This window comes from Methanofollis liminatans DSM 4140 (assembly GCF_000275865.1).
GTDB lineage: Archaea > Halobacteriota > Methanomicrobia > Methanomicrobiales > Methanofollaceae > Methanofollis > Methanofollis liminatans.
The window spans coordinates 1,257,354-1,272,098 of the sequence record NZ_CM001555.1 but is presented as its reverse complement, the minus strand read 5'-3'; the positions used below and the strand labels follow the sequence as shown (position 1 = coordinate 1,272,098).

Here is a 14,745-nt window from a genome sequence, read left to right as displayed (position 1 = left end):
TTCATTCACCCTTTCATGAAGAGATCAGGTTCCGGTAGACCCGTATCGATTCATCCTCATCTTCAAGAAGAAAATCTCCCAGTTCTGTTTCAGCCCAGACATTGATCGCTTCAAGCGTCGCCTGAGGCATGCAGTGGTGACACTGGACAAGATGAACAAACTCATCTTTTGTCCATATCTCTGCGGTGAGAAGTTCTTCTAGGACCAGTACATAGCGGGGCTGAAGCCCCTCCATACCATGACCTGAGGAGGACATCACCTGTACGCTGATATCCTCCGGTGTCTCCTCCCTGTCGAGGACGAAGTCCCCGCACTCTGTTTCCTCCTTTGCAAAGACATCACCGAGGATCTGTGAGACTTCTCTGGTCTCATCCAGGATCCGGGCAACGGCCCCCTTGTCGATGGCGAAGGAAGGAGTGGCCTCTGCGGCAGGCATGGGGATGGGTTCCCCGCCGGTAGATATCGTTCCGCTGCGAACGACAACAGGAGCATTTGCAGGGTCCATGCTTCCTGCACGGGCCAGAAGCCACTGTAAATATCCCTCCTCGACCTCCATCGCCTTGAAGATCCGGTCGAGGTTCTTTTTTTCTCTGGGATCAACATCTCCATCTGCCCTGGCTATCGCGACAAGGTACTGAGCGACAGAAAGACGGGTTTCCGGCTCAAGTCCTTCTTTCAGTCTCTTGCCAAGCCGCGTCAGTGAGGGGGGATTCTGGAGATAGAGATCTTCCAGTGCCTCAAGGCACTGGTGCTCGAAGGGTGTGAGTGTGAGAGTCTCGCCAAAATATGTGTGGAGGTGTGCACGTTCCTCGGTGTCGACACGGCCGTCTGAGGCGGCGATACCGATCCCGAGTTCAAGCATCAGGGCATATGAAGGGAATGATGGGCTCAAAGTCTCTGCGTCATCGGCAGGTAGGGGAAGGAGCACGAGGTTTTCCTCCCACTGATACCCGCTCCCTGCATGACGGGGATCGGGGAGGAGCATATACCCCCCGTCATGCGCAGTCTGGGAGAGGTCCCGGCTCTGTGTGGGGGTAAGACGGTCGCGCTTTTCGATCTCGACGACGCTGGCAAGGGTTGAGACTGGGACACGTGCCCAAGGATTTTCTTCTCTGTGCTCCTTGAAGAGGCGGTCCCAAGAATCCTGATCAGGGTGGGATATCGTCAATCTCAGTTCTTCTGGCAGGCAGGCATATGCCTGCCGGGTCATTGTCCCACTACTTTTTGATATTTGAGTAAGAAATGGCTTGATCTCCATTACACAACCCTCCCAGAGGGTAAACAGGGTGCTGAACTGCTTTTTGCGCCCGAGGGGGTTGGGAATGAGACAGGATAGATTGGCAACCCCTCTTGTACTGGAGAGAGATGCGAGAAGGCTCGGGCTGGCTGGATGATACTCAAGTTTATATGGAGATTTTGCAGGAACAGCACAAAGGCCGCCCTCGAGGTGAGAGAGATACCGTGCTTGGAATAATCTTTCCAGATAGGAGATCTCTTTCTTAACCACAGATGGGAGGGCAGTCCCGGAAAAGTGGTGTGAGACGCTGTAGGCCAGCTGCCAGGGGAGTGGTTTCTCTTTTTGAGCATACCATGCGAGTGCAACCATAGTCCCGACTTCGGTAAGTTCGGCCATATATGGGAAGTATTCGTTGAGTTCTCTCTCGGTCAGGATTTCCAGTCGTATTGCTGCCAGATACGCGAGAAAACCGCCGAGATAGGAATTAAATGAACTGGATGTACGGAATCTGTCCAGAAGACGCCGAACTTCGGGTACGATCAGGTCATGGTCTTGCCCGTCAATGAGTACCCGTCTTTCAAGTCCGTAGAAGTACAGGAAGGCATATCCGATCTCGTCGAGATCTTTATTCTTCCCGGTCGAGAGCCAAGAGAGATATCTCGCCCTCTGATCGGGAGTGATCTGGGAATAACGCGGCCAGTAGGGGAGAGGAGGAGTATCAGGATCGTATGATCGACCTGATGGCAACGTTGTGTCCAAGCAGGAGGCTTCGTCCGGGGAAACACTGCCGTGGGACCAGTAGGTGAGGGGATCGTTGATGGTGTACCCACATAGTGTTATGGGGGTGTGCATCCCGGCCCAGAAAAGGACGTTTTTCTGTGAGATCTGTGTACCTGATCTCCTTGCATCCTGAACAGCAGCAGACGTCGTTCTATGAGTGGATGAGGGAGGATGAGGTATGACATTGTTCGTAGCTTTCTGGACGTTTCGAGTCTCCTGATCCAGGCTTTTTTCAGATTTTTTTGTATTGTCCGGGGAAGGAGGTAAGTTTTCAGTTTTTGTCTTTAAAGCACGGAGAACAACGAGAACGAACAACCCGAATATAAAAATAAGAATTAACAGAACACCAAATATGCCTGACATACGTCAACACAGTACATAATATTACTCGTAATATAGATACCTTATCATTTTCGTCATTACTCTGAAGCCAAATTTTTGGAATTACTGTCCTTTGTATGTCTCTGCTTGACGGGTGGTCTGGATCTATCGTCTGAGTTGGGTCAGTGAGGTCGACGGGGGCGGTGTGTTCAATCTCCCCTGCAAAAAAGAAGATGGCCCGGCTTTGTTGAAATCCGATTCTGGGGTGCTTGAGCCGGGGGACTGCTGCCCCCCGGACCCCCGTCAGGATAGGTGGGGATACGGCACGCTCCCCCCCCGGACGTCCTGTTCGCTCTTCCCGGGGCCCATCCGCTCCAATGGGGTGAAACCCCCGGCAGGCAGTATAGGGAAGGCGGGGGATCCGCACTCCCTCCCTGCGATTACAGGAGAGACATCAAACTCGGCATGAGGGTTACCATGAAAAACATTTCATGGGGTATGCGTGCGCCCACTTCCTAGACTCATGTGCGATTCAACAAAGCCGATGGCCTCTCAATTCCCGCCGACCTCGCCAAGGTCGATGACCCGTGCATCAGGCCGCGCCTCCGTGAGAAGGGCGACCGTCTCCGGGTGACAGGTAAAGTAGAGAACCTGCGTCTTCCCGGCCAGGTCGGCGATCGCCTGGCACCCCATCTTCTTCCTCGCTGGGTCGAAATTCACCAGCACGTCGTCGAAGACGGCAGGGAGAGTAGCATCGTGCTTGCCGAACTCGGTGATATAACCGAACCGCAGTGCGAGGTAGAGCTGCTGCGCAGTCCCAAGACTCAGGTCGGTGATCTCCTTCCTTTTTCCACTCCCCTCTTCAACGACGACAGCATCGGCATCGATCGGCCGGTAGATCTTCTGGTAGCGCCCACCGGTGATCCCGCTGAAATACCTGGTCGCCTCCAGGATGACCGCCGGCTGGCGTTCCTTCTCGTACTTCTCGATCGCCTGGTGGAGGAGGTGGCCCGCGATCACCCTGACTGCCCAGGCACGGGAGGTTTCGGTGAGGTCTTCGTGGAGAAACCGCAATCTCGCTTCGTAGGCGGCAGTATGGTTGTCGCCTTCGAGTTCTTCTATCTCTTTCAGGAGACGGCCGCGCCTTTCCCTCTTCCCCTCCCCTTCAGGTGCGATCTCATCCAAGCGCTGCCTGCACTCTTCTACCGTTTCTACAAGGTCGGCGCGTTCGTTGCTCTCCAGGTGCGTGACAAAGGCAGGGAAAGCCCGGTCTCCTCCCGCCGCCTTCTTCAGGCGGAGTTCGGCCTCTGCCTCCTCTTTTGCGAGTCTGATCCTCTCCTCCTGTATCTGGGCATGTTTCCGGAACATCTCCTCGTCGATCACAGATGCCTGGGAAAAGAGATCAGCCCGTTTTCTGGCTATTTCACCCTGTCTTCCAACGATCGCCGCCTCTTCCTTCTGGATCCTGGTGTGCTCCCTTACCAGGTTCTCATACTGCATCTTGCGCTCACTCTGCTCCTTGAGGAATGCCACCGCGTTTTGCACCTGCACCTCGACCGAGGGGGCAGGGTCTGCCCCGATTGCGACAGCAACCCCCGCCGCCGCCGTATCATACGCTGCAATCGTCTCCTTCAGGTTGGCACACCTGATCCCGGCCTCATCCCGCGCCCTGATCCTGTCCTGCGCCTTCTCGATTTTGGGAATGATATCAAGGACGACTTCAGGTGTGAGCGAGATGTCGAGAGAGACGGCATGCAGCCATGCCTGCCACTCCTCCCCAACCTTCTTTTTCTCTTGCGCATTCGCGGCAAGGGCGGTCTGTACGCGTTCGAGGTCTGCGGCAAGACCGGTGCACGTCTTGCGAGAAACCTGCAGGGCCTTCTCCAGCCTCTCCCTCTCCTGGAGGGTGTGCACCTCGCCGTCCAGCTTGGATCGCATGGTATTGATCGCGGAGAGATCGGGAATGGTAGAGAATCCGCATTCTTTTGCCTTATTCCTGAGCGCCAACTCCCGTTCGGCAAGATCCGTCTCCTTTACCTGCCGTACTCTGGCCATGTCCAGAACTTCATCGCCTGCTGGAATGTCGACAGGTGTTTCTCGTGTGACACCCCGAAGATAAATCCCGGCAATCACCAGCATCAGGAGGAAGAGGCCGCTGCCGATGATGAGGGAGTCCATCATCACCCCGCCGGCAAGAGCAACCACACCTGCCGCCATGATCACCAGGGCCGGCCAGCGGGGAAGAGAGACCCCGCGGGCTGCCGCGTCCTGTTTCAGCCGTGTCCCGATCTCGGCCTCCTTCTCGATGAGACGGTCGAGTTCATCCTTCGCCTTCGACCAGGCCGGAACCTCGACACTCAGATCGTCGAGGGCCGCTCTTTTCTTCTGTACCTCCTCCAGGGTTCCGGTGACGGAGAGGGCGGAGAGAGCCGCCTCGTCTGTCTGTATCTTGGCCTGCACCCCTCTCTTCTCCCCGTCAAGGCGAATTCCCTCAGACGTCTGGGTTCTGGCCTCCTCGTTGAGGTCGGAGAAATGGGTCCGGAAATCTTCGACCTGCTGACGGGTCCGGGCAGAAACATCGAAAGAAGCGAGGCCCTCACCCTGCAGGCCGACCTGGCTGGCGAGGGCGTCAACCTCCTGTGTGAGTTTCTCCGTCTCCCGGACGGCCTCGTTGTAAGCGTCCAGATCGGCGAGATACTTCTTCAGGCCGTTCTCCAGGTCATGGATCCTGTCGGCGTGAGCACAGACTACCTCGTCGACAGTGCACCCTGCGAGGCTCTGGGCAGCCTGCTGGAGGTCACGGCGGCACGCTTTCAGTTCCTCCTCCAGTTCCCCGGCCTTCTCGGTGAGACCCCTGAGGGTCTGGACACCGTCATCAGGGACAGGAACGACCTCAGGGAGATCGGACAGACGTTTCTTCGTCTCGGTATAGGCAACCCATTCGTCCCAGACAGAGAGCAGGTTTGAGGCGTCCTGCATCTTCTTCCTGAGCGTCTTCTCCTCGTCTTTCAGGTCTGCAAGAGTGCTTTCCAATTCTTTCAACTCGAACTGGAGATGGTCGTATTCCTCCTGCGTCCCGGTGCACTGGCGCAGGTCCTTCTCCAGGTCGGTGATCTCTGAGAAGATCTCCTTGATCCTGATATCTTTCCAGGCCCTTCCAGGTTTGAAGAGTGCATCACAGTCCTTCTGGACCTGGGTCTGGACGTCGGCGATAGAGCCTCTGGTGATCCCGATCCCGGCACTCATCACCCTGCTCTGGATCGATCCAGCAGAGAGACTCTTGAAGTCACTCAGTTCACCGAGGCCGAAGGCATAGACATTCTCGAAGAACTGCCGGTCGGCCGTGCCAATGAGGTCGGGCAGGGTACAGCCGGCAGGGCCTCCGTCGACTGAGAAGAGCGAGGGTTCGGCACGCTTTTCAGATCGTTCAAGGAGCACAGCCTCCTCGTCAGGCGTGGTCAGTCGCAGCCTCCCTCCCATATCACCCCCGTTCAGAGGCGGGTAGGTGTTCGGACCCTGTTTTTTAAACCCGAAGAACATCCTGCGGATGAACTCAAGCAGAGTTGATTTACCCGCCTCGTTGGGCCCTGTAATGACAGTCAGGTGAGGGGACAGCGATTCTATCTTCGCATTGTGAAAGTGGCCGAAGCCGTCGATGTAAATCTCCTCGATCTTCATACCCTCTCCTCCGGCTGCAGCAGGTCGAGGAGATAGGTTTCGGCCTCCCTGATCAGGTCAGGGATCTCCTCTGGACTGATAGGATCGCATTTCTTCCCCCTCTTATCAGAGAACAGATCCTTGAAGAGAGGCACGAAAGTCTCCGCGGCCTTCGGGTCCTGCTGGAGATTGTCAGAGATCCGGAGAATGTCGCCAATAAGATCCTCCCGCCGGACAAGCGCTTCCCGGTCGATAGGGAGGGCCGTCTGGTCGATGATCCGGTCGATGTACACCTCTGATCCGACCTCCCTGAGATGGTCAGCAAGGTCGTCAATCGCTCCCTTCACCCTGCTGAGATCACGGTGGACCTCCCCCCGTCCAGTGAGGGTGAGGCGGCAGCAAACCTGACTGCCAGTTCTCGTCTCCTGTATATCGTCGAGAGTGTCCAGGATTGCAACGTCAAGATCACTGAGGGTGTCGATACCGTCGATAGAGAGGGTTGCAGTTTCCCAGCAGATCTCCGCGGTTTCAACAAAGGTAGGCTCGATGGTGCCGTCTGACCTGACCGCAACATGGTAGCACCCCCTCGGACCGGACTCGCCAATGTCGCGTCCCTGCGGGATACCCGGGTAGACTATGGTCGGATCAGCCTGGCGGACGATCGCAGGTTTGTGGATGTGGCCGAGGGCCCAGTAGTCATAGCCAGTGGCAGTCAGGTTTTCCTCTGAGCAGGGGGCGTAGGAAACATGCTCGCTGGTGCTGCCGAGAGTGGCGTGGAGGAGGCCGATCGTGAAGGGCCAGCCTGATTCTTTCTCCGGGAATGTTGTGGCGAGATTCTCAAGGACAGAAGAGCGCGGATAACTCACCCCCACAATGGCCGCCTTTTTTTCTCCATCTTTTTCGAAGAAGACGACCTCGGGCCTGTCATCTGCCATAATATGGACGTTTCCCGGCCACCGAATGGACCGTGACCAGGCGCTGTGTGGATCATGGTTGCCGCAGACGATGTAGACCATGATGCCGTGGCCATTGAGTCTCTCAAGGGCGTGGAGGAGTTTGAGCTGTTCGTAGATCTGCTGCCTCTGGCTGTCGTAGAGGTCGCCTGCGATCAGGACGAAATCGACCTCGTCCCTGATCGCCAGGTCAACGATCCGGTCGAAGGCACAGTACGATGCCTGGATGAGTTTTTCGGCCATGCTCTCGTCCATCGCCCTGATGCCGGTGAGGGGGCTGCCGAGGTGGAGATCTGCAGTGTGGATGAAGGTTAGGGTGTCTGGAGATATTTTTCGGGTTTTTTTCGGGGGTTGTGTCATGTTATGCCTCAAATTCGCTGTTCGTAGGTGGATGCTTGGCGTAAGGCATGAAAAACGTTTTTATTTCTGTAACGGACGAAGAGTAGCGATAAGGATCTTTTTGAAGGCATGGATCCCAATGGAAATCGGATCATCAGAAGGAGGAAGGGAACTGATTCTAGGTCGGAGACCACATTTTTCTAGTTGAGATTAAATCGAGGTTGGCAGGAAATAAAAAAGGATTTATCTCCTGTTTTGGGAATAGGCTCAGGATTATAAAATATAGGGCTTTGTTGAACCCATCATGCCCAGCTCGAGGTATCCTCCTTGATCGCGCGAGTGAAAGCCGATCCGATGCCTTTTCCATACTGCTGGAACCTGTGTATTTGTTACCTTCATAGTGGTTCTAATTGACACAAACGCTTTTTCCGTGATATCCTTGAGAGAAAAAATCCAAATCACAAACGTCTCATCCTGCCTCGGTGATCACCCCGGTATTTCTTGAGTCAATGCCTGCGAATACGAGTCACCTGCCCTATCAGGTCACCTCCTCCATTTGCTTGGGGTTCAAGCCAGATGAAGGCATTATTGGAGCTCCATTGATTGGTGTTTGGCTGGGGGGGTGCAGATAAATTGAGGGAGGATAAATAGTGGGTTTTGATTCGGATCTGATATTAGAAAAGACAGAGAGGGAAATTTCGATTGGCCCTCTGCTTATCGAAGTTTCACACTTGTTGAGTACTGACTTCACGATGTCCCGCTTCTCCAAATTGAGGATGATGAGAGAGCTAAAGATTGTATTTCCACAAAAAACACTTGAAAAATTGAGAAACATAAATTTGGATCAATCCTTCCAAAAAAAGAGTTATTTCTTGCTGTTCTTTGCAGCCGACGACATCGCCCGGGACTTGAAGCCCTGGTTGGTGCCGCTCCGGTCGGCCGCGGCCTGGATCCGGCTTGCCGCACCGAGGGGCATGGAACCTTTCTTTCCCATCTGTTCACCTCCTTTATTGAGGATTGGAAGGGGTTTCTGGTGAAGGTATCTGGAAATTGTTTCCAAACTCTGCAACTATTTGTGCTCGGGCGCATCGGTTCCGCCTTCGAACCTGAGTATCTTCTGTGCAAATTCGCCGTGGGGCGTCAGGCAGTACTGTTTCGCCTTTTTGCTCCTGTCACAGAACGACTCCTCGACAAGATCCCAGTCGATCAGTTGCTGGAGGATCCTTGTGATGGTCCCGCGGTTCGGTATCCTTTTTGTTTTTTCATCGCCGGGGAAGCGGGAAGGTTTGTAGTTTTTTTCCATCTCTATGGCAAAATCCTGGCGGGTCACCCACCTCCCTGAAGCGGTGGAGATGATTTCAAGGGCCTTTGGATAGTTGGGGTTTCTCCTGATATCGTCGAGATGCATCTGGGGAATGAGGATCTGTTCGATCTGGTCGTTCTTCGGTGTCAGGTAGACCTCTGCATCGAGCCAGAGCGCCATGATGAAGAGGGAGAGGGAGAGCATCTTTGTCCCGCCGCTCAGGTTGAAGGAGATGCGCGCCGCGGGGTGCTGGCGGGTGACGGCGAGGACGGCGTCACGGATCGCGTTGATCCGGGTGTCTTCTGTCCTGATCTCGCTGAAGGCGATGTTCATCGAGTCGCAGATCGCCTTTACGCCCTGGATCGCCTCCCTGATAAGGGGTTTTACCGTCTTCATCTGCACTGCGTCCACGGGGAGGTCATGATAGACGCTTTCCTCCACAACGACGATGGCGTGGGTGATCTCTTTGAGGTTTTTGATGCAGGCAGGGAGGGTCTCGTGGACGTGCTCCCCTGCGCTGATGAAGAGGAGGTGCGGTTCGGGCATATCCTGAACAAGGCACGGGCAGAGATAAATTGTTTCCGATTTTTGAAACAATTTCGGATTAATCTGATGGTTTTCCCGATAGGATCACTGTATATGCCCACACCGTCTACGATCCGGTCTGTGAACTGGCATCTGATCTCTGCCTGCAACTACTCGTGCAGGTTCTGTTTTGCACGGAACCTCGGGGAAACTCCAGTTTCTTTCTCTGAAGGATGCAGGATCCTCACCCGTCTTGTCGGTGCAGGGATGGAGAAGATCAATTTTGCCGGCGGGGAACCCCTGCTCCACCCGCAGCTCTTCGAATACTGCCGGGTTGCTCATGATCTGGGGATGACTGTCTCAATCACGACAAACGGGTCGCGGCTGACACCTGAACTGGTCAGGACGCACAGGGGGTATATCGACTGGATCGCCCTCTCGGTGGATTCGGCCTCCGAGGAGACTGAGGCGCGCCTGGGCCGCGGAGACGGTCAGCACGTCGGTCACTGTATCCGTCTCTCCGATGCAATCAGGGAAACCGGGATCAGATTGAAGATCAATACGACGGTCACCGCCCTTTCCCGGGATGAGGATATGACCGGGTTCGTCAGGAGGACCGATCCCGACCGCTGGAAGGTGCTGCAGATGCTCCATATCAGGGGGGAGAATGATGGGGCGGTGGCCGATCTCTCGGTGACCGACGCGGAGTTCCGGGCTTTTGCTGACCGTCACGCGGGTGTCATCCTGCGCGGCGGTGTCCTGCCGGTGTTTGAGTCCTCGGCGATGATCGAGGGGTCGTATTTCATGGTCACGCCGGGGGGACGCGTGAAGACCGACACAGGGCGGGTGATCAGGAAATATTCCCTGGATGAGGTGCTGGGGTCCGGGGTTTTTGCATATGTTGATGAGGGGCAGTACCTCAGGAGGGGAGGGGTATATGCATGGTGATACGTTTTTTGAGTGATCCGGGATTTTAAAGGATATGAGATCCTTTTTTTCGTATCAGGAAGTTTATTCGATTGCTTTATGAGAACAGACGTTGTTGATGGAGATATGACGATCAATATATCTCCGGTCCGTGATTTTCTCTGGGAGTCGTATGCTGTCCGGGCGGACAGGGAGTTTCTCTGTTCGGTGCAGGATCTCTCGCATGAGGAGAAGCGCGACCGGTTCATCGATCATGCCCTGGATAACCTGATGCTGGTGAGACTGAAGCGCGATCCAGGGTTCGCGAAGTACGTGCTCGAGAGAGTGCGGGAGAGTCCTGCTGTCCTGGAGCGTGTCAGGCAGACGATTCTCCTGATCTTTGGTGAGACGGCAAAAATAGCGTATTCTGATCCAGATCTGCCCGGGCCCAAGGGTCTTTTTGAGGTGATGGAGAGGGCCGTTGAAAACGGGGGAAATCCCCTCGAAGAGGTCATGCAGTTTTCTCAGAACCCTTCCCTGGTCTCCAGTTATACCAGCGATCGTATCAGGCGGGAGAGGGAGAGCAAGCTCAGATACCTGCAGGCGCGGCTTGAGGCGGCGGAGGGGGAGGTCGAGAACGATCTTGAGATCCTTGCGATCCGCAGGCAGATGAGCGATCAGGGGAGCGGACTTTACTATGGTCCAGGTATGGGCGTGGACGATACGCTCTTTCCGGCGGCGGGATCTACGGCCGATATTTTCCATGCAGCAAACAGGTTCGTGGTGCAGAACCTCAGGTTCAGGGGGAGGTTTTCTGCATCCGGCGACCCCCAGTTGCCTGATCAGTCCCTGATGGAGTGCGTCGGTCTGAACCTGCCGTTCCAGGCGATCCTTGAGAGGGCGCTATTCGGGAGGAGCGTCGCTGATCCTCATCCGGACGTTGAGGCGGCCCGCGAACTCTGGAAGTTTGAGACGGACAGCGCCACGATCACGGCATATGAATGGTTTCTGTCCCTTTCACACGATGAGAAGGTCAGGGTCCTCAACGGCAATTACCCGTTTTCTATCGGTGAGCAGTACCTCTCTGACCTTGCGCAATGCTCCCCTGAGGCGCATCTTCACCTCGTGCAGATGACCCGGTTGTTTTATGCCGGGTTCTACGAGCACGCAGCAAAGGTCGGGGAATACCTCTTCTCGCGTGAGAAGAAGGGGAAGGAGAAGTATGTTCTCGCAGACGACATTGCGACGGCGTACCGGGAATACGAGGACTACCGTTCTGCCCTGAAATGGTACGAGATTGCGCTGAAACTGACAAAAAAACTGGAGCCCGGGATGCGCCAGCACAAGGAGTTTGTCGAGCGGAAGAACTGCGCGGAGATGCGGCATCATCTCGGTAACTGCGAGCAGTTCAGGCGGGAGGTTGCCAGGATCGCCGCCGATGCCGGACACTTCCCGGCAGAGATCCGGGGTTCGGTGGAGTACAATCTTGCAGAGGCATGTCGGCGGACCGGCGAGTATGCCCTCGAATATGAGCACCTGACTGAGTATATGCCTCTGGCTGATCCTGATGATCCGCACCTCCGCGTCGCCCTAGAGAGGCTTGAAATATTTGCCCTGACTCTGGATGAACCGGACTTCCGGACGATCCGCGGGATCGAGCTGAGAGAGCGGGAGGAGAAATACAGACAGAGGCTGAAGACTGCCATGCTTTCGTTCCAGTATGGGGATGCCATGCACTGGATCGACCGCCTCCTTGCAGTTCGTCCGACGCCGGAAAGATATACAGAAAAATCTACCCTCTGCAGGCATTTCGGCAGGAGTGTGGAGGCGATCGATCTCCTGCAGAAGGCCGCGGAGTTGTCCCATGAGGATTCGTATACAAAGGTGTTCTCCTGGATCTCCCTCGCCCTGCTGAAGGCTCATACGTCTGGGGATGTTGACGGCGAGGTCTCCGGGGCGATCCGCCTGGCCCTCAGATCTGCGGGGATACGCGGGCGGAAACTCCCGGGATATGATTATATCGAGGTTATCAAGCCGATCATCTACGAGACAGTGGGATGGGGAGACCCGGGTCTTTCGGCGCGGTTCTTGGAGGAATTTGCCGGAGAGTTTTCTGCGCTGGGCCTGCCGGGAGACCCGGCCCGGTTCATCGGGGAGGCATATCTCCAGGACAGCCTGAGCGAGGAGGCGAGAGTCTGGCTCCAGGAGGCCGCGGGGCGTGAGGGTGCCGGACCGGAACGGGCGGCGGTCTTCACCCTGATTGCAGGGTCATATGTTGTGGAAGGGGATCCCCGGGAGGCGTGCGAGTGGTATGCCCGCGCGGTGGAAGATGACCCGGTGTTGTCGGTGGCTTATGCAGGGATGGCACAGTGTCATGCCGCCCTGATGGAGTACGAAAGGGCGCTCACCGCCCTCAAAAGGGCGCGAGATCTCGATCCTGAAAATACAGATTATCGGAAGATGGAGGAGGAGATCGCCGGACTTGCCGCCCATGTGATCGCCCTGCCGCGGATCAATTCCGAGGAGGTGCGGTCGGTCTTCAGGACCGGCGACTGGCTTCTGTACAGCGTGTTTACCGGGCCTGAACGGGCGTCCTATGATATCGGGCCGGTGGTGGTCCAGTACGGGAAGGGGGTGGAGAAGATGCTGTACGAGGAGGTCCTCCGCCCGGTGCGGGAGCGGATCAGGCAGGATGAACGGTTCTGCCCGGCGCCGGGGTCAGGGGTTGAGGGGCGTTTCTGGGATGGATCAAAGAAGGTTCCTGCGCTGCCGTTCACGCTGAAGGCGGTGCTCGGCAATGCAGAGAAATCGCTTTCTCTGGGGCAGTGGGCAAACCAGGTCTCAGATATCAGAAATAGAGTTCACAACCCGGTGACCCGGGCGTTCAGGGACCTGATGGAGGAGAGGGGATATTCAGAGGAGGTGATCGGGCGGATCGGCGATCTTTGCAGGACGCTCTCGCTGGAGCGGAACGGGGCCGCCCATATCTCGTTCTACAGCAGGGACGAGGTGATGGAGAAGAGGGGGGAGATGGTGGGGGTGATCAATGAGGTGATCGGGATTGTTTATGGAAGGGGCGGATGATTTCACCCCTTTGTGTACATATACATTTTCCGGATTTCCATCTCAGCGAGGGTGTCGGTTCACTTTCCAGTATCGGTCAAATGCTGAGGCAAAGAAGAGGAGGTGCGCCTCCCCCTCTTTGAGGTCAGAGAGAGGGACCGGATTGTTGTGCTTTATGTTGTTTCTGAGTTTTCGTATCTGTTCAAAACGTTCATTAAACCGATCCTGCTTCCCGAAATCCTGCCTGAAGACGGTCCAGCGGGCATTTATGATCTGACGGTAGTCCCCATATTCAAGGTAATCGATCAGGGTGAGATCGAGACTGTCTTCCATGGGAAATTCCTTGAGGTATGCTTTTTTCCGGATCTCTGCCGCTTTTCTCCTGTCGATGTCGAGTGAATATATCAGATCTCTGTGTTGTTCCTGTTTTTCCTTGAGGTATTTGACAAGATGTTTTTCGAACTCGTCGAGTCGATAGTTAATATAATCCCTGATCTTCTGGATGTCCTCTTCTGAACTGTCACCGAACGGCATACCAGGGGGTGATTCATGTGCATAGTACCGTGGGGGATCTGCACTTTCTGAGAAGGTGCATTCCCCCCAGTCGAATCTGACGGGTGTTTCGGGGGAAAGAGCGAGGAGATTTTTTTCAGATTGTTTAAACAGGTATTCCCTGGCGACTCTGCCGAGGTCTCCCAGGGCCGGGTCACCGGCAGCATCCTCGCAGTGACAGTGGAGAACCGTGACTCCACATTTCTTCTGTACATAGTCCCAGTTGATCAGGTCACGGTAGATCTGTCTCCCGCTGAGGTCGAAGATTCGTTTGATATTGTTCTGTTGAATGTAGTCTAGCAGGATACGAGTGAGGGTATCAATTTTTCTCCAGAACGTCTGGACTTCCACGGATTCTATCTCAACGGGGCAGGTATAGAGTTGGATGGGTTCATCAGGGGTGACCAGACCATACAGACCGGAAAGGATGAGAAAGTGATGGCCTGATCCGTACACTGTCTCGAACGCAACCTCTGTTCCCCCGAGGCCTTGGTAGTAAAATTTCCCCTGGTAGCGCCGGAGTGCCGGGAGATATTTTCCAATCTCTTCCCCGGCAAAATCGGGCCCTTCGACAAGGTTTCTGTTCATGGCGAGTTCTGAGACGAATTTTGTCTTGCCCCAGAGGATATCGTTGAGGTTGTGTTTCAGCTCGTTTCGTTTCAGATGGAGGAATTCCTTTTTTCCTTCGGATATGAACCGTGCAATCCCGCTGTCCGTGGGATAAACCGGGTTTCCGGGTGTGGTGTCTTTTGTACGTGAACAGATTCCAATGACAAGAATGCTGTCCGAGGGACGGTAGGCAGTGTCTGTCCCGGCATCATCATGCATCATTCCTCACCATATCCTTGCTGTGGTTTGGTCCTGTTGTGTCTGCGGTTTGCGATGTAATCCGCGGTCTCCCGCACAGAGAGTTTCCGCGACGACGTTGTCCCGTGGCCCTAGAACTCCTCCTCGCTGTTGTTCATCACATATACGGGATCGTTGGCGAGTCTGACTTCCACGCCCAGTACCTCTTCCCATCCCCGTCGAGGGGTGGACTGTCACCTGCGGGAGGAAGCCATCGCCGAGGTAGGGCTTGACCAGAGACTCAAAGCGAGGACGGATCCTGT

Annotated in this window: 8 protein-coding genes; 2 read left to right on the top strand and 6 right to left on the bottom strand. The window is 55.3% G+C overall.

Features of this window, described 5'->3' with window-relative positions; genetic code table 11:
- Positions 1-13: 13 nt before the first annotated feature.
- The 5 genes from METLI_RS12765 to METLI_RS06390 all read right to left on the bottom strand — a co-directional run bounded on the left by METLI_RS12765 (position 14) and on the right by METLI_RS06390 (position 9,136).
- Positions 14-2,380 (bottom strand): TerB N-terminal domain-containing protein, encoded by a 2,367-nt coding sequence (locus METLI_RS12765; RefSeq protein ID WP_004038946.1) that lies wholly within the window; start codon positions 2,378-2,380, stop codon positions 14-16.
- A gap of 510 nt (positions 2,381-2,890) precedes the next feature.
- The gene (locus METLI_RS06405) at positions 2,891-6,016 is read right to left on the bottom strand and encodes an AAA family ATPase (protein WP_004038945.1); all 3,126 of its coding nucleotides are present in this window, start codon (positions 6,014-6,016) and stop codon (positions 2,891-2,893) included.
- Positions 6,013-7,308 (bottom strand): metallophosphoesterase family protein, encoded by a 1,296-nt coding sequence (locus tag METLI_RS06400; protein ID WP_004038944.1) that lies wholly within the window; start codon positions 7,306-7,308, stop codon positions 6,013-6,015. Before METLI_RS06400 ends, METLI_RS06405 begins: the two co-directional genes overlap by 4 nt.
- Before the next feature lie 844 nt (positions 7,309-8,152).
- Positions 8,153-8,281: a hypothetical protein gene (locus tag METLI_RS13580; protein ID WP_004038943.1), complete on the bottom strand. Its 129-nt coding sequence runs from the start codon at positions 8,279-8,281 to the stop codon at positions 8,153-8,155.
- Between the two features lie 75 nt (positions 8,282-8,356).
- Positions 8,357-9,136, bottom strand: coding sequence for a PDDEXK family nuclease (locus tag METLI_RS06390; RefSeq protein WP_004038942.1), 780 nt, complete (start codon positions 9,134-9,136; stop codon positions 8,357-8,359).
- A 120-nt stretch (positions 9,137-9,256) separates the two neighbouring features.
- On the opposite strand from METLI_RS06390, the gene METLI_RS06385 reads away from it, so the two are divergent.
- Positions 9,257-10,063 carry a viperin family antiviral radical SAM protein gene (locus METLI_RS06385; protein WP_245529338.1) on the top strand — a complete coding sequence of 269 codons (807 nt, stop codon included), beginning with the start codon at positions 9,257-9,259 and terminating at the stop codon, positions 10,061-10,063.
- Positions 10,064-10,168: 105 nt separating this feature from the next.
- On the top strand, positions 10,169-13,105 hold the full coding sequence (locus METLI_RS06380) for a tetratricopeptide repeat protein (RefSeq protein ID WP_004038940.1): 2,937 nt from the start codon (positions 10,169-10,171) through the stop codon (positions 13,103-13,105).
- A gap of 42 nt (positions 13,106-13,147) precedes the next feature.
- On the opposite strand, the gene yaaA is transcribed toward METLI_RS06380, so the two are convergent.
- Positions 13,148-14,467, bottom strand: coding sequence for a peroxide stress protein YaaA (yaaA, locus tag METLI_RS06375; RefSeq protein ID WP_245529337.1), 1,320 nt, complete (start codon positions 14,465-14,467; stop codon positions 13,148-13,150).
- Positions 14,468-14,745 lie beyond the last annotated feature (278 nt).

Bases quoted from the DNA above. Each gene is read 5' to 3' on its own strand.
- METLI_RS06390 (WP_004038942.1), bottom strand. From the start codon at position 9,136: ATGCCCGAACCGCACCTCCTCTTCATCAGCGCAGGGGAGCACGTCCAC.
- METLI_RS06405 (WP_004038945.1), bottom strand. From the start codon at position 6,016: ATGAAGATCGAGGAGATTTACATCGACGGCTTCGGCCACTTTCACAAT.
- METLI_RS13580 (WP_004038943.1), bottom strand. From the start codon at position 8,281: ATGGGAAAGAAAGGTTCCATGCCCCTCGGTGCGGCAAGCCGGATCCAG.
- METLI_RS06400 (WP_004038944.1), bottom strand. From the start codon at position 7,308: ATGACACAACCCCCGAAAAAAACCCGAAAAATATCTCCAGACACCCTA.
- METLI_RS06380 (WP_004038940.1), top strand. From the start codon at position 10,169: ATGACGATCAATATATCTCCGGTCCGTGATTTTCTCTGGGAGTCGTAT.
- METLI_RS12765 (WP_004038946.1), bottom strand. From the start codon at position 2,380: ATGTCAGGCATATTTGGTGTTCTGTTAATTCTTATTTTTATATTCGGG.
- yaaA (WP_245529337.1), bottom strand. From the start codon at position 14,467: ATGATGCATGATGATGCCGGGACAGACACTGCCTACCGTCCCTCGGAC.